Origin of the sequence: Streptococcus gwangjuensis (assembly GCF_028156745.1) — a bacterium.
GTDB lineage: Bacteria > Bacillota > Bacilli > Lactobacillales > Streptococcaceae > Streptococcus > Streptococcus gwangjuense_A.
Genome location: NZ_JAODJG010000039.1, coordinates 163,570 through 187,092, shown reverse-complemented (window position 1 = coordinate 187,092; position 23,523 = coordinate 163,570). Strand labels below are relative to the sequence as shown.

Sequence of the window (23,523 nt, the reverse complement as noted above, 5' to 3'; positions counted from 1 at the left end):
CGTTAAAGATTTTACCATAAAACTGGAAAGAATAGTAGCCTTTTGAATAAAAAAATTAGAATAATAGGCTATAAGGTTAATTTACATAGGAATAAATAGAAAAATCTACATTTTTATACATGGTGCCAAAATGTTGTTATGACTATAGATTACAAGATTTTTATAAGTTTTTAGTGTAAAATTTAGTGAAAAATGAAAAAAATCGTGAAAACCTATTGACAAATGCAAGATATTGAGATATATTTACTATATCAACAAATGAAAGCGTAAACTTTAATTGTCAGAAGGTAAGAATATGACACGATTTGAGATACGAGATGATTTTTATCTCGATGGAAAATCATTTAAGATTTTATCTGGCGCCATTCATTATTTTAGGGTTCCTCCAGAAGATTGGTATCATTCGCTCTATAACTTGAAGGCTCTTGGTTTTAATACAGTAGAGACTTATGTGGCTTGGAATTTACACGAGCCTCGTGAGGGTGAGTTTCACTTTGAAGGAGCTCTGGATTTGGAGCGATTTCTTGAGACAGCACAAGATTTGGGTCTCTACGCTATCGTTCGTCCGTCACCCTTCATCTGTGCGGAATGGGAATTTGGTGGCTTACCAGCTTGGCTTTTAACCAAAGATATGAGGCTTCGTTCCTCAGATTCTGCTTATATTGAAGCTGTCGGTCGCTACTATGACCAGCTCTTGTCACGATTGGTTCCACATTTGTTGGACAAGGGTGGCAATATCCTCATGATGCAGGTTGAAAATGAGTACGGTTCTTATGGAGAAGATAAGGCTTATCTGAGAGCAATTCGACAGTTGATGGAAGAGCGTGGCGTAACCTGTCCCCTCTTTACATCAGATGGTCCATGGCGAGCTACTCTGAAAGCTGGAACCTTGATTGAAGATGACCTCTTTGTAACAGGGAACTTCGGTTCTAAGGCTCCATATAACTTTTCACAGATGCAGGAATTCTTTGATGAGCATGGCAAGAAATGGCCGCTCATGTGTATGGAGTTCTGGGATGGCTGGTTCAATCGTTGGAAAGAACCGATTATCACACGGGATCCGAAAGAGTTGGCAGATGCAGTTCGAGAGGTTTTGGAACAAGGCTCCATCAATCTTTACATGTTCCATGGTGGTACAAACTTTGGTTTCATGAATGGTTGCTCGGCTCGAGGAACTTTGGACTTGCCACAAGTCACATCTTATGATTACGATGCCCTTCTGGATGAAGAAGGAAATCCAACTGCCAAATATCTGGCGGTCAAGAAGATGATGGCGACACATTTTCCAGAGTATCCGCAGTTAGAACCACTCTACAAAGAGAGTATGGAGTTGGATGCTATTCCACTAGTTGAAAAAGTTTCCTTGTTTGAAACCTTGGATAGCTTGTCAAGTCCAGTAGAAAGCCTCTATCCTAAAAAGATGGAGGAGTTGGGACAAAGTTATGGCTATCTACTCTATCGAACAGAAACAAGTTGGGATGCAGAAGAAGAAAGACTTCGTATCATTGACGGTCGAGATAGGGCTCAGCTTTATGTCGATGGTCAGTGGGTCGAAACCCAATATCAGACAGAGATTGGGGAAGATATTTTTTATCAAGGCGAAAAGAAAGCGCTGTCTCGATTAGATATCTTGGTAGAAAATATGGGGCGTGTCAACTATGGACACAAGTTCTTAGCAGATACGCAACGTAAGGGAATTCGGACAGGGGTTTGTAAGGATTTGCACTTCTTACTAAACTGGAAACACTATCCACTTCCTCTAGACAATCCTGAGAAAATTGATTTTTCAAAAGGATGGGCAGAAGGACAACCAGCCTTTTACGCTTATGACTTTACAGTCCAAGAGCCAAAAGATACTTACCTAGACTTGTCTGAGTTTGGTAAGGGAGTTGCCTTTGTCAATGGGCAGAATCTAGGACGTTTTTGGAACGTCGGCCCAACCCTCTCGCTTTATATTCCTCATAGTTTCCTCAAGGAAGGAGATAACCGCATCATCATCTTTGAAACAGAAGGTGAATATAAAGAAGAGATTTATTTAACTCGTAAACCTACACTAAAACATATAAAGGGGGAAAATTTATGACAATTGTAGGATGCCGTATCGATGGACGTTTGATCCACGGACAAGTAGCCAATCTATGGGCTGGAAAACTAAATGTTTCACGTATTATGGTTGTAGATGACGAAGTTGTCAACAACGACGTTGAAAAGAGTGGTTTGAAACTTGCGACACCACCAGGTGTGAAATTGAGTATTTTGCCAATTGAAAAAGCGGCAGCTAATATTCTTGCTGGAAAATACGATAGCCAACGTCTCTTTATCGTGGCTCGTAAACCAGACCGTTTCCTTGGTTTGGTCGAAGCAGGTGTACCACTTGAAACCCTTAATGTTGGGAACATGTCTCAAACACCAGAAACTCGTTCTATTACACGTTCTATCAACGTAGTGGACAAGGATGTGGAAGACTTCCACAAACTGGCAGAAAAAGGTGTTAAACTTACTGCTCAAATGGTTCCAAATGATCCAGTTTCAGACTTTTTGAGCTTATTAAAATAGGAAAAAATTTTTAGGAGGTCATTGTTATGATACAATGGTGGCAAATTTTACTTCTCACTTTGTACTCAGCTTATCAAATCTGTGATGAGTTGACGATCGTTTCATCTGCAGGTTCCCCTGTATTTGCTGGTTTCATTACTGGTTTAATCATGGGAGATGTGACAACTGGTTTGTTTATCGGTGGTAGCTTGCAGTTGTTCGTTCTTGGAGTTGGTACCTTTGGTGGTGCTTCTCGTATCGACGCAACTTCTGGTGCGGTTCTTGCAACAGCATTCTCAGTTTCACAAGGAATCGCTACAGACCTTGCGATTACAACAATCGCTGTACCAGTAGCAGCACTTTTGACATACTTCGACGTTCTTGGACGTATGACAACTACTTTCTTCGCACACCGTATTGATGCTGCAATCGAACGCTTTGACTATAAAGCAATCGAACGCAACTACCTTCTTGGTGCTCTTCCTTGGGCTCTTTCTCGTGCCCTTCCAGTCTTCTTTGCCCTTGCCTTTGGTGGTGCATTTGTACAAACAGTAGTAGACTTGGTTAAACAATACCAATGGGTTGCAGACGGTTTGACTCTTGCAGGTCGTATGCTTCCAGGTCTTGGATTCGCTATCTTGCTTCGTTACCTTCCAGTTAAACGTAACCTTCACTACCTTGCTATGGGATTCGGTTTGACAGCTATGTTGACTGTTCTTTACTCAAACGTAACAAGTCTTGGTGGAGCAGTTGCTGGAATCATTGGCACTCTTCCTGCTGAAGTTGCTGAAAAAATTGGCTTTGTTAACAACTTCAAAGGATTGTCTATGATCGGTATCTCTATCGTGGGTATCTTCCTTGCAGTTGTTCACTTCAAGAACAGCCAAAAAGTTGCTGTAGCAGCACCTTCTACACCATCAGAAAGTGGGGAAATCGAAGATGACGAATTCTAATTACAAACTTACAAAAGAAGATTTTAATCAAATCAACAAACGTAGCTTGTTTACTTTCCAATTAGGTTGGAACTACGAACGTATGCAAGCTTCTGGTTACCTTTACATGATCTTGCCTCAATTGCGTAAAATGTATGGGGATGGAACTCCTGAATTGAAAGAAATGATGAAAGTTCATACTCAATTCTTCAACACTTCACCATTCTTCCACACAATTATCGCTGGTTTTGACCTTGCCATGGAAGAAAAAGATGGTGTGGGTTCAAAAGATGCCGTTAACGGTATCAAGACAGGTTTGATGGGACCATTTGCTCCTCTTGGAGATACAATCTTTGGTTCACTTGTACCTGCTATCATGGGATCTATCGCAGCAACTATGGCTATCGCTGGCCAACCATGGGGTATCTTCCTTTGGATCGCAGTTGCAGTTGCTTATGACATCTTCCGTTGGAAACAATTGGAATTTGCCTACAAAGAAGGGGTTAACCTTATCAACAACATGCAAAGTACTTTGACAGCTTTGATTGATGCTGCATCTGTACTTGGTGTCTTCATGATGGGTGCTCTTGTAGCAACAATGATCAACTTTGAGATTTCTTACAAATTGCCAATCGGTGAAAAGATGATTGACTTCCAAGACATCTTGAACTCAATCTTCCCACGCTTGCTTCCAGCAATCTTTACTGCCTTTATCTTCTGGTTGCTTGGTAAGAAAGGTATGAACTCTACTAAAGCGATCGGTATCATTATCGTTCTTGCAGTAGGTCTTTCATTCATCGGTAAATTCTTGCTTGGAATGGGCGCATAATTTATGAGTAAATCATTAATTTTGGTGAGTCATGGTCGTTTCTGTGAAGAACTTAAAGGTAGCACAGAAATGATCATGGGTCCACAGGACAACATTCATGCAGTGGCTCTTCTTCCAGAAGATGGTCCAGAAGAATTTACTGCAAAATTTGAAGCTGCTATCGAAGGATTGGATGATTTCCTAGTCTTTGCGGATCTTCTCGGTGGAACACCATGTAACGTGGTAAGCCGTTTGATTATGGAAGGTCGCGATATTGAACTCTACGCAGGGATGAATCTTCCAATGGTGATTGAATTTATCAATGCGAGCCTTACAGGTGCAGATGCGGATTATAAGAGCCGTGCTGCAGAAAGCATTGTAAAAGTCAATGACCTGTTAGCGGGCTTCGATGATGACGAAGATGAATAATACTCTTCGAAAATCAAATTCAAACTACGTCAGCGTCGCCTTGCCGTATAGATGTTACTGACTTCGTCAGTTCTATCTGCAACCTCAAAGCAGTGCTTTGAGCAACCTGCGGCTAGCTTCTTAGTTTGCTCTTTGATTTTCATTGAGTATAAGATGTAACAACGTGAAAATCGTTAGAACAGCTTGTATAAAATATACATGGGAATGGGAGTCACTCCCATTCCCATATTTTCAATAGGAATGAAACAACAATAGATTAGAGGAACTCTATGCTAAATTACACAAAAGAAGAATTACTTGAACTGGGTGCAGAAATCACGACTCGTGAAATCTACCAACAGCCTGATGTATGGAAAGAAGCTTTTGAAGCCTATCAAGCGAAACGGGAAGAAATTGCAGCCTTTCTGCAAGGGATCGCTGATAAACATGACTATATCAAGGTCATCTTGACGGGTGCTGGTACTTCTGCTTATGTGGGAGATACCTTGGTACCATACTTTAAGGAAGTCTATGACGAACGCAAATGGAATTTCAATGCCATTGCGACAACTGATATTGTTGCCAATCCAGAAACCTATCTGAAAAAAGATGTGGCGACTGTCCTTGTTTCCTTTGCTCGTAGTGGAAATTCACCTGAAAGTGTGGCGACGGTTGATTTGGCTAAAGCCTTGGTTGACGACCTCTATCAAGTGACCATTACATGTGCTGCAGAAGGGAAATTGGCACTTCAAGCCCATGGCGATGACCACAATCTCTTACTCTTGCAACCAGCTGCTTCCAATGACGCTGGATTTGCCATGACTTCTAGTTTTACGTCTATGATGCTAACAGCTCTCTTGGTCTTTGATCCTACAGAATTTGCTGTGAAAACTGAACGTTTTGAAGTTGTTTCTAGCCTTGCTCGTAAGATTCTAGACAATGCAGAAGATGTCAAAGAGCTTGTTGACCTCGACTTTAACCGTGTCATCTATCTAGGCGCTGGTCCTTTCTTTGGACTTGCTCACGAAGCTCAGCTCAAAATTTTGGAACTGACTGCTGGTCAAGTTGCGACTATGTATGAAAGCCCAGTCGGATTCCGTCACGGTCCAAAATCTCTTATCAACGAAGATACAGTTGTTTTGGTCTTTGGTACAACAACAGACTACACTCGTAAGTACGACTTGGACTTGGTTCGTGAAGTTGCGGGTGATCAGATTGCTCGCCGTGTTGTGCTTTTGAGTGATCAAGCCTTTGGTCTTGAAAATGTCAAAGAAGTGGCCCTTGGTTGTGGCGGTGTCTTGAATGATATTTACCGTGTCTTCCCTTACATTGTTTATGCCCAACTCTTCGCCTTATTGACTTCACTCAAGGTAGAAAATAAACCTGATACACCTTCTCCTACAGGTACCGTAAACCGTGTGGTACAAGGTGTTATCATTCACGAATATCAAAAGTAAGACAGTGTTTATGAATTCTTGACAAGAGGATTTGTAAACTATCAGATAAACCATAGATTGTCAGTAGGCTTTCTATGGTTTGTTTGCTTGAGAGAAATAGTAAAAGGAGAAGAGAATGAAAGCATACACAGAGCGTGTGTTTGGAAATGTTGAGGGCAAGGATGTCTTGGCCTATCGTTTTGAGACGGATGGTGGTTACCAGCTTGAGGTCATGACTTATGGTGCGACTATCTTGCGCTATCTCACGCCTGACAAGGCTGGAAATTTTGCCAATGTTATCTTGGGTTTTGATGATTTTGATAGCTATGTAGGCAATAGCCCCAAGCATGGAGCTAGCGTAGGTCCTGTGGCAGGCCGTATTGCAGGTGCGACCTTTGAGCTTAATGGCAAGAACTATGACCTTGAAGTCAACAATGCTAGCAACTGTAACCATAGTGGTTCAACTGGTTGGGATTCTAGCTTGTTTGAACTAGTTGAAGTGAGCGACCATGGTTTGACCCTCTACACAGAGCGTACAGCTGGGACAGGAGGATTTCCTGGAAATCTCAAGATTTGGATTAGTTATCGCTTGGAAGAAACTGGTGCCTACGAAATCAGCTACAGGGTAACGACCGATCAGGATACGTTGGTCAATCCAACCAACCACAGCTATTTCAACTTGTCTGGAGATTTCACGCAGACGATTGACCGTCATGTCTTCCAACTTAACACAGAGGGCATTTACCCAATTGCTCCCGACGGTGTTCCTGCCAAAACTCCAGATGCTACTCGTGATGTGGTTAAACACATTTACAATGGTGCCTTGTTGAAGGATATCTTTGCAGAAGAAGACGAACAAATCCAGCTAGTATCTGGTTTGGACCACCCATTTGCCCTTCCTGCAGGTCATGACAATGCTGGTTTCCTTTATGACCAAAACTCAGGTCGCTTCTTGCTTTTCAAGACAGAGGCTCCATGCTTTGTAGTCTACACAGCAAACTTTGTGGATGAGAGTGTCATCATAGGAGGTCAGCCAATGGTACAGCACAATGGGATTGCACTTGAAGCGCAAGCTTTACCAGATGCCATTCACAGTGATCTCAAAGACCAAGTCATTCTTAAAGCCGGTCAAACCTTTACAAGCAAGACACGTTATGAGCTTGTTGTGAAATAAAAATTTAGAGATATGATAGGTATTCCAGAAATTAGGTATCTAATTTTAGGGATGCCTTTTATTATTACCCTATTTGTATATCTATCCCTAGAATCTTTTTTTAAATTGATGTATAATGGGAAGAGTTGTATATTTTACCATAATTTAATATACTAATTTAAAAATGTAAAAAGAGGGGAATATGAATTTCAAAACTACTGGAGAAGAAAGACAGAATTTCTCATTAAGAAAATTGGCAGTTGGCCTTGTATCTGTAGCTGTTGCGTGTTTCTTTTTGATGGGAACTGGCCTACAGACTGTATCTGCCCAAGAATCTCATGCCGTTAATTATACTTATGTTTTAGAGTCGGATTTGACTGATGAAGAGAAGACTCTCTTAGTTACATCCCTACCACAAGTAGCGGAAGAATCTGATGCGACTTACTATCTGGTTTATCGAGCCAATCAAGTATTGCCCAATACGGGGACCAGCTCTTCATTAGGGACTGTTGCCTTGGTGGCAGGCCTTAGTTTATTGATTGTAGTAGTTCTTAAGGGACGTGATGGCAAGAGCAAGATTAGTCGATTCTTGTTAGTAAGCGCTCTAGGCAGTCAGTTGCTGTCTCCAACTGCCCTTGCCTTGACTAGCGAAACACTAGCTGCTTATAACACCCAACTATCGGTTCAGGCAGGAGATGCCTTGCCAGCCCCGGTTGATATTCCTGGTTATACATACATAGGATATGTGAAAAATAAAGTAGACGTTGTTAAGCAATCAGATAAACAGAAGGCGCATGACAGCAAGTCTAACTTAGAAAATGTAGATAGATCAGTGGTAGAGCCCCAACAGCAAGATAGTAATGAAACTGTAGTGCAAGCAAAGGGAACTCAAGAACCGGGTCATGAGGGCGATGCCCTAGTTCAACCCGTTCAACCGACTTATACAGAACCCGTTAGCACCCAAGGCACACAAGAGTCAGGCCATGAAGGCGAGGCTCTAGTTCAACCAGTGCAACCGGCCTACACAGCACCAATCAGTACTCAAGGGAGCCAAGAGCCGGGTCATGAGGGCGATGCCCTAGTTCAACCCGTTCAACCGACTTATACAGAACCCGTTAGCACCCAAGGCACACAAGAGTCAGGTCATGAGGGTGATGCCCTAGTTCAACCATCGCAACCAGCATACACAGATCCAATCAGTACTCAAGGGACGCAAGAGCCAGGTCATGAGGGTGAGGCTCTAGTTCAACCCGTTCAACCAGCGTATAGAGCCCCAATTAGCACTCAAGGCCCACAAGAGTCAGGTCATGAGGGTGAGGCTCTAGTTCAACCCGTTCAACCAGCGTATAGAGCCCCAATTAGCACTCAAGGCACACAAGAGTCAGGTCATGAGGGCGAGGCTCTAGTTCAACCAACGCAACCAGCCTACACAGTACCAATCAGTACTCAAGGCACACAAGAGTCAGGTCATGAAGGTGAGGCTCTAGTTCAACCCGTTCAACCAGCGTATACAGATCCAATCAGCACTCAAGGTACCCAAGAGTTGGGTCATGAAGGTGAGGCCCTAGTTCAGCCAAGTAAGCCGTCTTATACAGAACCCGTCAGCACTCAAGGTACCCAAGAGTCGGGTCACGAGGGTGAGGCTGCTGTAGTAGAGGCCCTCCCTGAACTGCCTTTGACAAGCAATCATCGTACAGTAACAGAAACCATTTCTCATGAAACTGAAGAAATTGAAGATGCGACTATCTTAAAAAATCATCGAGAAGTTGCTCAAAAAGGAAAAGATGGTTTAAGGACTATCGAATATGAAGATTATCTCGTAGATGGTAAGGTGCAAGCTAGCAAGGAAATCTCACGTACAGAAGTAGAGCCAACCAAAGAGATTGTCAAGGTTGGTAGTCTTGTTAAAACCAAACCAACAGTTGAAATTACTAATCTTGTCAAAGATGCGACCCAAAAAGCTGTAGCGGTCACCTATCACTTAGATGATCAAACGTCTGCTTTTGTTAAGGCTAAGGCCCAAATTTTTCAAAATGGAACACTGATTAAAGAAGTGGATTTGAAAGATTTATCCGTTCAGCAAACGATTGATGGATTGGACTACTATACTCCTTATACAATTAAGACTTACCTGACCTATAATCTAGGCCAATCTGATCAAGAAAGTACAGAAGTATCAACGAAAGATTTTCAGTTAGACTATAAGAAAATTGAAATCAAAGATGTGGATGAAGTGGGGCTCTATGGTAAGGAAGATGGTCACTACCGTCGTTATCTGAACTTATCAGAAGTACCAAGCGATTTGTCACCTTATTTTGTCAAAGTCAAATCAGACAAGATGAAGGAAATGTTGCTACCAGTTAGCTCTATTAAGGAAACAGAGGATGGGAAATACAAGGTAACCGTTGCCTTCAATGAACTGGTTCAAGAGAAAGGTTCAGCATACAAGGATAACTATAGCTTCACAATTGATAAGCAAAAGATTGCCAAGGACGGTGTCTATACTTCCTTCAAGAAACTGATTGCTGCCATGCAGGGTAATCTCGCTGGAACCTTTAGAATTGGAGCTGATATGACAGCTGATGAAGTGGCCCTAGCTAAGGGACAAACCAGCTATGTGACAGGCACTTTCACTGGTAATCTTATCGGTGCGAGTGATGGGCAGCCATTTGCGATTTATGATCTTAAGACAGCCTTGTTTGATAACTTGACCAAGGCTACTGTGAAAGATATTGACCTTAAAGCGGTAGCGATTAAGAGTCAAGAAGACACAGCTAGCCTAGCAAAAGTAGCTACTAATAGTCAGATTAGTAATGTAGCTGTAGAAGGTCAATTGACAGGTAGCAAGTCAGTGGCAGGTTTGGTAGCGAAGGCTCAAGATACAGAGATAAGCAATAGTTCCTTTACAGGTAGCATTCAGGCCAAGCATACGGATGCTTCTCCTTACTATGTGGGAGGTATAGCAGGGCTCCTATCTGGTAATAAGGCTAAGATTGATAAGGTAGCCGTTGATGCAAATATTTCTAGTAATGCCCGCAACAATGACCAATTTGCTGGAGGTATTGTAGGGAAAGTTCAAAGTGGTGCTTTGGTTTCTCATGCATTAGCAAGTGGAACCATCCTCAATACGACAACCTATCCACGTGTCGGAGGTATAGCTGGCTCTACATGGCAAAATGGCCGTATCCATCATGTCGTTAGCATGGTTAATGCTGGAGATGGTTATGCCATCACAGGAGACCAATATAAGGGAGCGGACATCAAAGACGCCAGCACTACCGTTGAGAACAAGAAGGCCGATCTCTATGCGATCCCAATCACCCAATATCAGGCTAGAGAAAAGGTTCAGTCTTATGGTATGACAGTGACACTAGACGATACAGGTCAAACACTCAAGGACAATCAACGAAGTGTGGACTATACTCAGTTAAGCCAAGGCCAAGCTAGTCGAAAAGTTGCTTATCACAATATTGAGAAATTGATGCCTTTCTACAACAAAGAGTTAGTGGTTCACTATGGAAATCAAGTAGATCCTACTGATAAGCTCTATACTACAGAACTGCTGGACGTTGTACCAATGAGGGACAATGATATCATCACAGATATTCAAGCCAATAAAGCAACGATCAATAAACTGATGTTGCATTTTGCTGATAATACAATCAGTTATCTAGATGTCACCTACAAAGAAGACTTCAAAAATACACAAATTGCAGAGTACAGCGTAGCAGGCAAAAACTTTATCTTTACACCAGAAGCCTTTTTATCTGACTATACGAAAGTGACCAATCAGGTCCTAGCAGATTTGCAAGGAGTTGAATATGACTCGGCAGCCATGAGAAGAGTTCTGGGTATTGAGGCAGATGCGTCGCTTGATCCGCTATATTTGGATAAAGAATTCAAAAAAGTTAAGGCTAATATCGGCGAACATCTCCGTAAAGTGCTAGCCATGGACAAGTCTATCAATACGATGGGAGATAGTATAGCAACCTACATCAGCGAAAAAATCAAGAACAACAAGGAAGCTTTCTTGCTTGGTTTGACCTACCTCAATCGCTGGTACAATATCAACTATGATCACATCAATACGAAGGATCTCAATACCTATAAGTTTGACTTTGATGGCAATAGCACAGCTTCAACCTTGGATACCATCATTGCCCTAGGTCAGAGCGGTATGGAAAATCTCAAGGCGTCAAATAATATAAGTGTCTATGAAACAACCCTGGCCCCTGCAAAAGGTCGCAAGACAGTGACTGATTTACTGGAGTCTTACAGAAAACTCTTCCTACCAACTAAAACCAATAATGAATGGTTGAAGAGCAATACCAAGGCCTATATCGTAGAGAATAAATCAGCGATTCCAGAAGTGCGTGCCAAACAAGAGTCAGCAACACCGGATAGTAACTATACACTGGGAGTCTATGACCGTATTACGGCGCCAAGTTGGAAATTAAAAAACATGCTCCTACCGCTATTGACATTGCCAGAAGAAGATGTTTATGTGATTTCAAATCTTTCTACCTTGGCCTTTGGTGGCTACGAACGCTATCGTGACCGTGTCAATAATACAGTCTTATCAGGAGAAGAATTGCGTCAGTATGTCCGTGCTAAGGTCGACCAATCGGCTGAGTGGCAACGAGACCACTACGATATCTGGTACCATCTCCTTTCACCAGAATACAAAGAAAAACTCTTCCGTTCAGTCATGGTGTCAGATGGCTTTGGTATGAAAGATAGCAATAGCAAGTATTACTGGGCTACCCTGTCTGATAAGGCCATTGCTTCTATCTACAACTTCTTTGGACCAACTGGTAAGTGGTATGGGGAAAGCAAAGGAGCTGGAGCCTATGCCAACGGTTCTGAGGTCCACTATGTCAGCGACCGCTTGTTGGATAAATACGGAACATCAGTCTATACCCATGAAATGGTTCATAATTCTGACGGACATATTTACTTTGAAGGAAAAGGTCGTCGTGAAGGATTGGGAGCAGAGTTGTATGCCTTAGGACTGTTGCAATCTGCTGACAGTCTAGATAAGGATGCTATTGTCTTGAATACTCTCTATAAAGGGGATAAGGATTCACCAACTCGCTTGCATACTTATGATCCGACAAGCCGCTTCACATCAGCCGCAGCCTTGCAAGAGTATGTGCACGGTATGTACGATGTCTTGTACACCTTGGATGCTATGGAAGCCAATGCTATTTTAACCAAGTCTAATGATGTCAAGAAAAAATGGTTTAGAAAAATAGAGAATTTCTACATTGAGGACAAGTACCATAAACAAACTCATGCTGGAAACTCTGTTCGTCCATTGACAGATGCTGAAGTAAGTAAACTAACCAGTCTGGATGCCTTGATTGACAATGATATCATCAACCGTCGGGCTTACCGTGATAAGAGCGACTATACTCGTAATGGCTATCATCTGATCAGCATGTTCTCACCGATTTATGCTGCCCTCAGTAATCCAAAGGGTGCGCCTGGTGACATCATGTTTAGAAAGACAGCCTACGAATTGTTGGCAGAAAAAGGTTACCAAGATGGGTTCTTACCATATGTATCCAACCAATATGCAGAAGAAGCTAAACGCAATGGGGACATCACCTATTCAGATTGGCTTAGGAAAGATGTGGGCCTCATCACTGATAGTCTCGTCTTGAAAAATGTCTTTGCCAACAAATACGGTTCATGGGCTGATTTCAAGAAGGATATGTTTGATCAACGTATTCGTAAGCAAGATCAGTTGAAACCAATCACCATTCAGTACGAACTTGGTGTACCAAACAGCAGCAAGGAGATTACAATTCGTTCAGCAGCCCAAATGCAAGAACTGATCAATCAAGCAATGGCTAAAGATGTGGCTAACATTGACCGTACGACAAGCCATGCTCCTGCAAGCTGGGTACACTTATTAAAACAAAAAATCTACAATGCCTACCTACGTAGCACAGATGATTTCAGAGAATCGATTTATAAACAATAAGAAAACTCCCCCACGCTATCCTGTCTAATCCAGTCTATCTTGCAGATGGTCAGTCTTTGTGATAGAATAGCATAAAGTCCTTTTGAGGGGGAACTTGCTAGGAAATCCCCAAGCATTGTAACGGATGAACCACCCTCGCCTTTTTGTGAGGGTGGTTTTTCCTTTGTAAGTAGAAAATAAGAGAGAAAGAGTCTACATCATGTCGAGAATTGTCAGCATCCATCCAGCCAAGGAAATCCATCGTTATGGCTTTGAGAGTACCCAGGTCTATCGAGCCCGCATAGCACGCCATCTGGGTTTGGAATATGTTCACCTTGTATCGAGCCCTTAGCTTCGTCCTGACTGGAAGAAAGACTTGATCAAGTTAGGATTTTTAGAAAAAGAACTGATATGTGTTCCGCATAGTTTTTCAGATATAGGCCATGCAGACTTATCAGTGAGACCAGAAAGTCTAACGCTAGCAGACGGAGATCAGGTGGAGCTCAATGAAGATGGTTTTGTGGCCTCAGTTACCTTAGGAGATGGCTCGGGGAGATATTACTACACCAAGGGTCCCTTCTTGTTTGAAGATTTCAAGGAGAAGGAACTTCGTTGGTATCATGAAAATGGAGAACTGGCCCTGGAAGGACGCTTTATCGATCCCTTCAAAGAACCCTCTCCTGTAACCATCTTTTACCCAGAGTATATCTATCGTATCGAGGGAGAAATCCGTTCTGAGGAGGACTTGCTGGTCAAGTTCCTAGCCAGATGGGCCCAGCAAACCGATCTCTTCATCCGTGATCAACAAATCGTTCCCAAACCCAGCCTCTGGCGTTATATGGAAAATACGGATAAAAATTATTACGAAGTCGTCCATGAAAATATCATGCGAGACTTACGCCTCGCCAATCTTCGCCAGACAAATAAATACTTGGTTGCCAGTGAAGTGTTAACTGATACGTTAGCGAAACAAGGGTATGACACCAAGTTTTTACCACCAATGTTTACAGAAAAATTTGGTCAGCTAAGAAAAATCGGACCTGTTTTGGACTATTGTCTAGTGGGCCATATGGGAGAAGGCAAGAACGTTGAACTTGTCATTGAAGCCTTTATCGAACTCTACAAACGTGGCTCCAAGGTCCAGATTACCTTTTATGGTGGTACAGAGGATCGTCTAGAAGAGCTACGCAATCGCTACGACCTGCCACCAACCATTCACTTTAAAGGTATCGTTGACGAGGTCCCTTATCATCTCCACCAATGCTATCTGTCGGCTAGCTATACAGAATTATTTGCCAATGCCTGTGTCGAAGCCCTCAATCAAGGCTTACTGGCTTTGTTATCAGATGTGGAGATTGCCCATCGTTTTTATGCTGGCCAGTCCAACGCTATCAACTTGTTTAAAACTAAATCAGAGTTGATTCAAAAGATAGAAGAGATGGAAGAGCCTGATTTTTATCTATCGAATGAAAAAAATCTAGCCTTAGCCTCTCGCTATTCTCTGGAAAAAGTGGCTCAGATATACAGAGAACTACGAGATAGGAACTTATAGGATGTTGTAAGTTGATCAATCTAGCTTTTCTCACTGGTCCAATACAATAGAAAATCAAAGGAAAACTATATGAAAGCAAAATCTAAACCCATAGCCGTCATTTTAATCCGTTCGGGTTCGCGCGGCTTAGTGGATAAAAATATCAAACCGCTTGCAGGCAAACCCTTGGTTTTCTATACCATCGAAGTCGCTCTAGCCTCCAAGCTATTTAGTGACATCTGGGTTTCCTCAGATTCACAAGCCTATCTAGAACTCTGTCGTCAAGCCTATCCAGAGATTCGTTGTGTTCACAGACCAAAAGAATTGGCCTTGTCGACAACCTCTAGCTTAGAGACCTTACGCGACTTTTTGCAGCCCTTTGAGGAAGAACAGGTCTTTGTGAATCTACAGGTGACCTCGCCCCTGAGAGAGGTGGAGCACCTCATCGAGTCCTACCAACTCTACTGTCAGTCTGGCGCCGACCATCTGATTTCTTGTGTTAAGGCGGACAAAAGTCGTAGTCTTTTCTTGCAGCTAGAGGAGTCAGCTTTTATCCGTCCACCTCAGGTTTCTAAGCACTATGCTCGGCAAAAAGAGCCTGTCTATTACTATCCCAACGGTAGTATCTGGATTTCTCGCAAGGATCTTTACCTACGAGATGAGACCTTTTACACGGATAAGACAGTAGCCTATGAAATGCCCAAACTCTATTCTTATGATATCGACGATGCCCTGGACTTTGAAGTTGTTGAGACCTTGCTGCACCATCACCACCTAGGAGAATCAAAGAGATGAAACACCTCATCATTGCCACAACGCCCTTGCAGGCCAAGATTGCCCAGCATATCAAGGGACTCTATCCTAATCAGGATTTTGTCAGCCTTTATGTCAGTCCTGTCAAAAATGCTCGTCAGGAGCATTATGCTAAGGATTTTGACTATGTTCACTATCCTCAGGATGCAGAGGACTTGGCTCAGATTTGTCAGGAGCTGGCCGGAGACTATGGCACCATCTTTTATGCTAGTTTTGACAATAGCTTGATTCTGGACTTGGTTGCTAGTTCGACCTACCAACACCTCATGAGTTTTGATGATGGCTATGCGGATATTTACCCTTTGGGAATGTATGCCCTCCCTCTTCAACCCAGTCAGGTGGGGCCTTTGGGCTTGACCAGAGATGACTTGATTGAGCGGACGGAAAAGCACTATACCCTCTATCGCAGCGACTACCATGTCGTAGCTAGAGAAAAGCTGGTCTATTTGGAGCATTTTTTTGACTTACCTCAAGTACCCGTTTCAAATGGTAAGACGGTCAAGGTTCTGCTGGGGCAAAAGTTCTCCGAAGAGGACGACCAAATCTCTATCCGCTTTATCAGTACCTATGCCAAGGCCTTGGCCATTGACCTCTATCTACCTCATCCCAAGGAAACCTTCACTATCCCAAACGTGACTTACTTGGAGACAGACTTAATCTTTGAAGATGTCCTTGCCCAACTCTTTCAAGAATATGAGTTCGTTCATGTTTATCACTTCACCTCGTCTGTCAGCCTCCACTTACAAGACCTACCCCATGTGACCATTACAGGCATTTCCCTCCCCTACTATGAGGACCGTCAAAAAGAATTGCGACGATTAGGTTGTCAGTTTGAAACGGTTTCACTTGGCTGGTAGCATAAATGTATATTTTTAAATATGCAAATCCATACCTCTGTATGGATTTTTTATATATAAACATAGTTAAAAACTATAGTTTGAATGATCAAAAAGTGCTTAAATTTCTTGTGTAAGCGTTATAGAAGTGTCGGGATTTCGAGTTTATTATTCATTTTTATTATAACAATATAATATACTTTGAAAATCATGCAAAAATAATAGTAAAGGATACTAAGAATGTTTATAAATAAAAAAGAAAAATTTTCCATTCGTAAGTTTAAAGACGGTCGTTCAGACTCAGTCAAAATCGGTACAGTCGCTCTGATTGTTGGTGCAGCCCTTGCAATGGCAGGACAAACCCATACTGTAGAAGCGGCGATGAAAGAAAACAGCGACAACACAACAACGATCTCAAATGATAAGGGGTCAGTGATTGTAGATACAGCTAATATTCAGAACCCGGATGCAGGTATGCAATTTTCAACTGATCCAACTGATACAGGAACAAAAGAAATTACAAAAACTGGAAAAGTAGATTACAAATATGTAACTGCTGACGGTAATACTGTACTAGAAGAAAACAAAAACCAAGACTCTGGTGATAACAAGACAATCTCTACAAATTATGATGTATACGGTAAATCAGGAGAAGTATTCAAAGAAACAACAGGTGGAGATGCACAAGATAGCGACCTAAACGATGCTAAAGAAAATGGTAAGAAAGAAACTATCGAAAAAGATGGGAAGACTTACCACCTAATCGGAGAACCTAAGGTTGAAACTACTGGAAACGGTGGAGGAGTGTACTCTGACACAACTCTAGGTGATGTAACTGCGAAATTGACTCCAGAAGGGTTAAGTAACGCAGAAGGTAAAATCACTTATGATACTGTAAAACCCGGTGGAAAAGCTTGGATCGTTGAACAAACAGGAAAAGGAACATATGGTAAATATGTACTTGCAGATTCAGGAACTATCACATCTGATGATAAAATGATTGAGGCCTTCAAGTCTGGAGAAGCAGCTGCGAAAAACTTCACTTCAGCTAATGTAACTGCGGATGGTGGAATTAAAGAAGGAGACTATGTTTTCGTTCTTGAGAAAAATACGTATGTAACTGTGAGCGATCAAACTCCTCCAATTACAGGGGTGATACCGTTATCACCTAAAGATAATGTTGCAGATGATGAAGAAGGTAGTGGTGCTAGTATAGATAGAACATATGCAATGGTTCAAAAATTTAAAGCAGCTCCAGATACTGCAACAGGAGAAGCAAACAGAACTTTTGTAAAAAACTATCTTGCCTATCTTCAAGAAAAAGGGTTGGAAGATAACACCCTTAATTTCAAACGATATATCTCTGTCGGAATAGCTGCAAAAGGTGGGGAGCTTAATGCGATAAAGGCTGATACTGGAGACCAAGTTGATGATAAAGGCAGACCTACAACGGATGTAACAGCTAATTTTAATGAAGTTTATGAAAATAATACAAGTAAATTTGGTGATGATATTAATCTTAATCTTGGCGCTTTTAATCCAGAGATTGAAGAGTATTCTTACCGTGATGAAATCACTCCACTTCGTGCCTACCGTTTAGCAAGTGGAACTACGACAATCACTTACACTTATGCAGAAGAAAAAACTCGTGAAATCGAGAAAAAAGGTTCTGTAGTCGTTAACTATAAAACAGAAGATGGCACAGAATTAAAAGCTCCTTACACTGATACTCCTGAAACAGTAGCTGAAGTAGTAACTGAACATTACTATGTTGATGCTAATGGGCAAGAAGTGGTAGTAGAAGATAAGACTGTTAGAACACCTAAAAACGTAGCGTATAATACTAAAGAAAACGAAACTGAAAAACCTCAAAAACTGACAGATGCAGCTGGAAATGTTTACTACCTAAACGAAGCAAACACTATGACATCCGTAAATGATACAGAAACTACATCACCAGCTGAAACAGGAACAGTAGTAGAAGGTGTTACAAAAGTAACTTACATCTATGGAAAAGCTGGATCAGTAATCGTTAACTACAAAACTGAAGATGGAACTCCACTTGCCGGAACAGTAGTAGACGAAGATGGGGCTGGTAAAACTGTAGAATCAGGTGCAAAAGATACTGATAACGGTAAACCAGGTTCAGCTTATAACACTGCAGACAACGGAATGAAACCAACTCGTATTAAAACTGCAGAAGGCAAAGTATACGAATTAGTTCCAGACTTAACTGAAGGTGAAGAAGAAGGTGAGGTTGAATCAGGAACAACTAAAGAAGTAACCTACGTTTATAAAGAAGTTAAAGGTAATGTTGTCGTTAAGTATGAAGATACTGAAGGTAACACACTTGCTGATGACGAAAAAGATGAAACAGATGCTTCTCTAAATGTTAAATACGATACAGCTGACCACAAAAAAGAATCTATCGAGAAAGATGGTGTTAAATATTACTTAACAGCTAAAGAACTGAAAGATGGTTCTAAACCAGCTACTGGAGACGTAGTAGAAGGAACAACTACAGTAACTTACGTTTACGAAAAAGCTGGATCAGTCATCGTTAACTACCAAACAGAAGACGGAACTCCATTAGAAGGAACTGCAGATGGTGCAAATGTAGCTTCAGGTGCAAAAGACACTACAGACGCTAAAGCAGGAACTGACTACAACACTGCAGACAACGGAATGAGACCAAACCGTATTACAACTGCAGAAGGTAAAGTATACGAATTAGTACCAACAGCAACTAAAGGTGACGAAACTGGTAAAGTTGTTGCAGGTGAAACGAAAGAAGTAACCTACGTTTATAAAGAAGTAAAAGGGAACGTAGTCGTTAAGTATGAAGATACTGAAGGTAACGTAATCGCTGAAGACGAAAAAGACGAAACAGATGCTTCTCTAAACGTTAAATACGATACAACAGACCACAAAAAAGATGAAATCACTAAAGATGGTGTTAAATACTATCTAACAGCTAAAGAGCTTAAAGACGGCTCTAAACCAGCTACTGGTGATGTTGTTGAAGGAACAACTACAGTAACTTACGTTTACGAAAAAGCAGGACAAGTAGTCGTTAACTACCAAACAGAAGACGGAACTCCAATAGTAGGTGTAGATGCAGCTGGTGCTAACGTGGCTTCAGGTGCAAAAGACACTGTTGACGGAAGACCAGGTTCAGCATATGATACTTCTGATAACGGAATGAAACCAAACCGTATCACAACTGCAGAAGGAAAAGTATACGAATTAGTGCCAACAGCAACTAAAGGTGATGAAACTGGTAAAGTTGTTGCGGGTGAAACGAAAGAAGTAACCTACGTTTATAAAGAAGTTACTGGTGACGTAGTAGTTCACTATGTTGATACAGAAGGTAAGACAATCGCAGCTGATAAAGATGACCTTAAAGGTGCATCTCTAAGCGAAAAATATGACACTGCTGTGGATAACAAACCAGAAAAAATCACTGCAGAAGACGGAACTGTATACTACATTACAAAAGCTGGTCTTAAAGATGACTCTAAACCAGAAACTGGAAACGTAGTAGAAGGTAAAACTGATGTAACTTACGTTTATGAAAAAGCTGGATCAGTCATTGTTAATTACCAAACAGAAGACGGTACTCCATTAGTAGGAACTGCAGACGGTAAAGATATTGCTTCAGGTGCGAAAGACACTGACAATGGAAAACCAGGTTCTGAATACAACACTGCAGATAATGGAATGAAACCAACTCGTATCACAACTGCAGAAGGAAAAGTATACGAGTTAGTACCAGCATCAACTAAAGGTGATGAAACAGGTACTGTAGAAGCTGGTCAAACTAAAGAAGTAACATACGTTTATAAAGAAGTAAAAGGTAATGTTGTTGTTAAGTACGAAGATACTGAAGGTAACGTACTTGCTGAAGACGAAAAAGACGAAACAGATGCTTCTCTAAACGTTAAATACGATACAGCAGACCACAAAAAAGACGAAATCACTAAAGATGGAGTTAAATATTACTTAACAGCTAAAGAATTGAAAGATGATTCTAAACCAGCTACTGGAGATGTTGTTGAAGGTACAACTACAGTAACTTATGTTTATGAAAAAGCTGGACAAGTAGTCGTTAATTACCAAACAGAAGACGGAACTCCGTTAGTAGGCGTTGACCCAGCTGGTGCTAACGTAGCTTCAGGTGCCAAAGACACTGTAGATGGAAAACCAGGATCAGACTATAACACTTCTGACAACGGAATGAAACCAGCTCGTATCACAACTGCAGAAGGCAAAGTATACGAACTAGTACCAACAGCAACTAAAGGTGATGAAACTGGTAAAGTTGTTGCAGGTGAAACGAAAGAAGTAACCTACGTTTATAAAGAAGTAACTGGTGATGTAGTGGTTCACTACGTTGATACAGAAGGAAACGTCATTGCAGAAGATAAAGAAGATACGAAAGGTGCTTCTCTAAACGCTAAATATGACACAACTGACAACAAACCAGAGAAAATCGAAAAAGACGGAACTGTTTACTACTTAACAGAAAAAGCTCTTAAAGATGACTCTAAACCAGAAAACGGAGACGTCGTTGAAGGTAAAACTGAAGTAACATACGTTTACGAAAAAGCTGGACAAGTAGTCGTTCATTACACTGATGAAAAAGGTAACACTATTCAAGTGGACGCTGTTGATACAAAAGACGGCAAACCAAACGCTGACTACAACACTGCTGATAACGACATGAAACCAAATCGTATCACTACTCCAGAAGGAAAAGTATACGAATTAATCCCTCAATCAACTAAAGGTGATGAAACTGGTAAAGTTAAAGCTGGAGAAACTACAGAAGTAACTTACGTCTACAAAGAAATCACAGGTAATGTCGTCGTTCACTACGTTGATACAGAAGGAAACACAATTGCTGAAGATACGAAAGATGTAGAAAATGGATCACTAAGTGAGAAATATGACACAACTGACAACAAACCAGCTAAACTTGAAAAAGATGGTACTGTTTACTACTTAACAGCTAAAGAATTGAAAGACGGTTCTAAGCCAGAAAACGGAGCTGTTGTAGAAGGTACTACAGAAATCACTTATGTATACGAAAAAGCAGGAAACGTTCTTGTTCATTACGTAGACGAAGCTGGAAACACACTTCAAGCAGACGCTGTTGATACAAAAGACGGAAAACCAGGAGCTAAATACGATACTTCTGATAACGACATGAAACCAACTCGTATTACTACTCCAGAAGGAAAAGTATACGAACTCGTCCCAGCATCAACTAAAGGTAACGAAACTGGTGATGTTGAAGCAGGTAAGACTACAGAAGTAACATATGTGTACAAAGAGGTTAAAGGAAACGTAGTCGTTCACTACACTGATGAAGCGGGTAACACAATCGCTGAAGATGTTAAAGATACGACTGACGGATCAGTAAGCTCAGCATATGACACAAGTGACAACAAACCAGCTACAATCACTACAAAAGATGGTAAAGTCTACGTACTTGTACCAACTTCAACTAAGGGTGAAGAGTCTGGTAAAGTAACAGAAGGAACTACAGAAGTTACTTACGTTTATAAAGACGTCAAAGAAGAAGCTTCTAAAGCAATCGACAAAGCTTTATCTGAAAAAGAAAGTAAGATTAAAGAAAATCCTGAGTTAACAAACGAAGAGAAAGAAAAAGCGATTGAAGATGCTAAGAAATCAGCAGAACAAGCTAAGAAAGCATTGGAAGAAGCGAAAACTCCTGAAGATGTAGAAAAATCTACAACAAAAGGTAAAGAAGATGTAGAAAAAACTCCTGTTACTCCAGAAGACAAGCCAAAAGCGAAAGAAGCGATTGATAAAGCTCTAGAAAATAAAGTGAAGAAGATTGACGAAAATCCAAACTTAACTCCAGAGCAAAAAGAAAAAGCAAAAGAAGAAGCTAAGAAAGATGCTGAAGAAGCTAAGAAAGCCATCGACAAAGCCCCTTCTAAAGAAGAAGTAGAAAAAGCGAAAGAGAATGGTAAGAAAGAAGTTGAGAAAGATACTCCAACTCCAGACAGCCCATCAAATCCATCTACAGACAACCCAACAAACCCATCTGAAGGTGATAAAGATAAACCATATACACCATCTCCAGAAGATAAAGCGAAAGCTAAAGAAACTGTAGATAAAGAGCTTGAAGAGAAAATCAAAAACATCGATAAAGATCCAAACTTAACTCCAGAGCAAAAAGAAAAAGCTAAGGAAGAAGCTAAGAAAGAAGCTGAAAAAGTTAAGAAATCTATTGAAGAAGGTAAAACTACTGAGTGGGTAGACGAAAAAGGAAACCCAATCAAACCTGTAACACCAGGAACATACCCAGCAGGATCTACTCCTAACTATGAACTAGTAGGAACAGTTACAAACAAAGAAACAGGTAAAGTAACTCACATCTTCAAACCATCAACTAAGAAACCTGTAACGGTATGGGTAGATGTCAATGGTAAACCAGTTAAACCATTAGCTGAAGGTGATAACCCAGCTGGAGAGATTCCAGGATACGCCTTAGTAGAAACAATAAAAGATGAAAAAACTGGCAATGTCATCCACGTATTTAAACGTACTACAAATGGAGGCTCACTCACTCCATCTCAACCAGGTTCTCCATCAACACCTTCAACAAACCCAACAAATCCGGTGAGACCGACAGAACCAAGTCAACCAGAAACTCCAGTAGTTCCTGCAGACCCAAGTCAACCAACAACACCGGCTAACCCAGCAACTCCAACGATGCCATCAGCACCAGTAAATGGTAAAGCACCACAAGCTCCAGTAGCTCCATCAGAAGCTAAAGGACAAGCTGAACTTCCTAATACTGGTACAGAAGACCATGCTAGCCTAGCAGCACTTGGACTTTTAGGTGTCTTGAGCGGATTTGGGCTTGTTGCTCGTAAGAAAAAAGAAGACTAAATCTAATTAGATTTTCTGATAAGAATAAGGAGTAGGATATCATATCCGCTCCTTTTCTTTTTGGAATAGAGATGAGAGTTATCGTAGCGTTGGTTAAAAATTTTAGGTGGCTTTATTGTCAATTCTCTGTAAATTTTCTCGTTATCATCCCATATAGACAAGATGACAGAATCATA

General features: G+C 41.2%; 13 protein-coding genes. All 13 read left to right on the top strand.

Going from position 1 to position 23,523, the window contains the following annotated elements:
- Positions 1 to 295 precede the first annotated feature (295 nt).
- Positions 296 to 2,083, top strand: a complete 1,788-nt coding sequence (locus N5909_RS09010; RefSeq protein WP_271631161.1) for a glycoside hydrolase family 35 protein — start codon at positions 296 to 298, stop codon at positions 2,081 to 2,083.
- Entirely contained in the window at positions 2,080 to 2,556 is a 477-nt protein-coding gene (locus N5909_RS09005; protein WP_000156974.1) for a PTS sugar transporter subunit IIB, read from the top strand. The genes N5909_RS09010 and N5909_RS09005 overlap by 4 nt, the downstream gene beginning before the upstream one ends.
- A 26-nt stretch (positions 2,557 to 2,582) precedes the next feature.
- A complete protein-coding gene (locus N5909_RS09000; protein WP_271631160.1) occupies positions 2,583 to 3,488 on the top strand; it encodes a PTS mannose/fructose/sorbose/N-acetylgalactosamine transporter subunit IIC in 906 nt (301 codons plus the stop codon).
- On the top strand, positions 3,475 to 4,296 hold the full coding sequence (locus N5909_RS08995) for a PTS system mannose/fructose/sorbose family transporter subunit IID (protein WP_000185287.1): 822 nt from the start codon (positions 3,475 to 3,477) through the stop codon (positions 4,294 to 4,296). The genes N5909_RS09000 and N5909_RS08995 overlap by 14 nt, the downstream gene beginning before the upstream one ends.
- A gap of 3 nt (positions 4,297 to 4,299) precedes the next feature.
- On the top strand, positions 4,300 to 4,704 hold the full coding sequence (locus tag N5909_RS08990; protein WP_000045700.1) for a PTS sugar transporter subunit IIA: 405 nt from the start codon (positions 4,300 to 4,302) through the stop codon (positions 4,702 to 4,704).
- Positions 4,705 to 4,973: 269 nt separating this feature from the next.
- On the top strand, positions 4,974 to 6,140 hold the full coding sequence (locus N5909_RS08985; RefSeq protein ID WP_271631159.1) for an SIS domain-containing protein: 1,167 nt from the start codon (positions 4,974 to 4,976) through the stop codon (positions 6,138 to 6,140).
- A 115-nt stretch (positions 6,141 to 6,255) separates the two neighbouring features.
- Positions 6,256 to 7,293 carry an aldose epimerase family protein gene (locus N5909_RS08980; RefSeq protein ID WP_140224586.1) on the top strand — a complete coding sequence of 346 codons (1,038 nt, stop codon included), beginning with the start codon at positions 6,256 to 6,258 and terminating at the stop codon, positions 7,291 to 7,293.
- 181 nt (positions 7,294 to 7,474) lie between these two features.
- On the top strand, positions 7,475 to 13,261 hold the full coding sequence (locus tag N5909_RS08975) for a ZmpA/ZmpB/ZmpC family metallo-endopeptidase (RefSeq protein WP_271631158.1): 5,787 nt from the start codon (positions 7,475 to 7,477) through the stop codon (positions 13,259 to 13,261).
- Positions 13,262 to 13,460: 199 nt separating this feature from the next.
- On the top strand, positions 13,461 to 13,592 hold the full coding sequence (locus tag N5909_RS08970; RefSeq protein WP_271631157.1) for a hypothetical protein: 132 nt from the start codon (positions 13,461 to 13,463) through the stop codon (positions 13,590 to 13,592).
- A 105-nt stretch (positions 13,593 to 13,697) separates the two neighbouring features.
- Positions 13,698 to 14,792 carry a glycosyltransferase gene (locus tag N5909_RS08965; protein WP_271631156.1) on the top strand — a complete coding sequence of 365 codons (1,095 nt, stop codon included), beginning with the start codon at positions 13,698 to 13,700 and terminating at the stop codon, positions 14,790 to 14,792.
- Between the two features lie 69 nt (positions 14,793 to 14,861).
- Positions 14,862 to 15,566: a cytidylyltransferase domain-containing protein gene (locus tag N5909_RS08960; protein WP_033681008.1), complete on the top strand. Its 705-nt coding sequence runs from the start codon at positions 14,862 to 14,864 to the stop codon at positions 15,564 to 15,566.
- Positions 15,563 to 16,441, top strand: a complete 879-nt coding sequence (locus tag N5909_RS08955) for a glycosyltransferase family 52 (RefSeq protein ID WP_033681009.1) — start codon at positions 15,563 to 15,565, stop codon at positions 16,439 to 16,441. Before N5909_RS08960 ends, N5909_RS08955 begins: the two co-directional genes overlap by 4 nt.
- A 219-nt stretch (positions 16,442 to 16,660) precedes the next feature.
- Entirely contained in the window at positions 16,661 to 23,347 is a 6,687-nt protein-coding gene (locus N5909_RS08950; protein WP_033681010.1) for a MucBP domain-containing protein, read from the top strand.
- Positions 23,348 to 23,523: the final 176 nt, after the last annotated feature.

Bases quoted from the DNA above. Each gene is read 5' to 3' on its own strand.
- N5909_RS09010 (WP_271631161.1), top strand. From the start codon at position 296: ATGACACGATTTGAGATACGAGATGATTTTTATCTCGATGGAAAATCA.
- N5909_RS09005 (WP_000156974.1), top strand. From the start codon at position 2,080: ATGACAATTGTAGGATGCCGTATCGATGGACGTTTGATCCACGGACAA.
- N5909_RS09000 (WP_271631160.1), top strand. From the start codon at position 2,583: ATGATACAATGGTGGCAAATTTTACTTCTCACTTTGTACTCAGCTTAT.
- N5909_RS08995 (WP_000185287.1), top strand. From the start codon at position 3,475: ATGACGAATTCTAATTACAAACTTACAAAAGAAGATTTTAATCAAATC.
- N5909_RS08990 (WP_000045700.1), top strand. From the start codon at position 4,300: ATGAGTAAATCATTAATTTTGGTGAGTCATGGTCGTTTCTGTGAAGAA.
- N5909_RS08985 (WP_271631159.1), top strand. From the start codon at position 4,974: ATGCTAAATTACACAAAAGAAGAATTACTTGAACTGGGTGCAGAAATC.
- N5909_RS08980 (WP_140224586.1), top strand. From the start codon at position 6,256: ATGAAAGCATACACAGAGCGTGTGTTTGGAAATGTTGAGGGCAAGGAT.
- N5909_RS08975 (WP_271631158.1), top strand. From the start codon at position 7,475: ATGAATTTCAAAACTACTGGAGAAGAAAGACAGAATTTCTCATTAAGA.
- N5909_RS08970 (WP_271631157.1), top strand. From the start codon at position 13,461: ATGTCGAGAATTGTCAGCATCCATCCAGCCAAGGAAATCCATCGTTAT.
- N5909_RS08960 (WP_033681008.1), top strand. From the start codon at position 14,862: ATGAAAGCAAAATCTAAACCCATAGCCGTCATTTTAATCCGTTCGGGT.
- N5909_RS08955 (WP_033681009.1), top strand. From the start codon at position 15,563: ATGAAACACCTCATCATTGCCACAACGCCCTTGCAGGCCAAGATTGCC.
- N5909_RS08950 (WP_033681010.1), top strand. From the start codon at position 16,661: ATGTTTATAAATAAAAAAGAAAAATTTTCCATTCGTAAGTTTAAAGAC.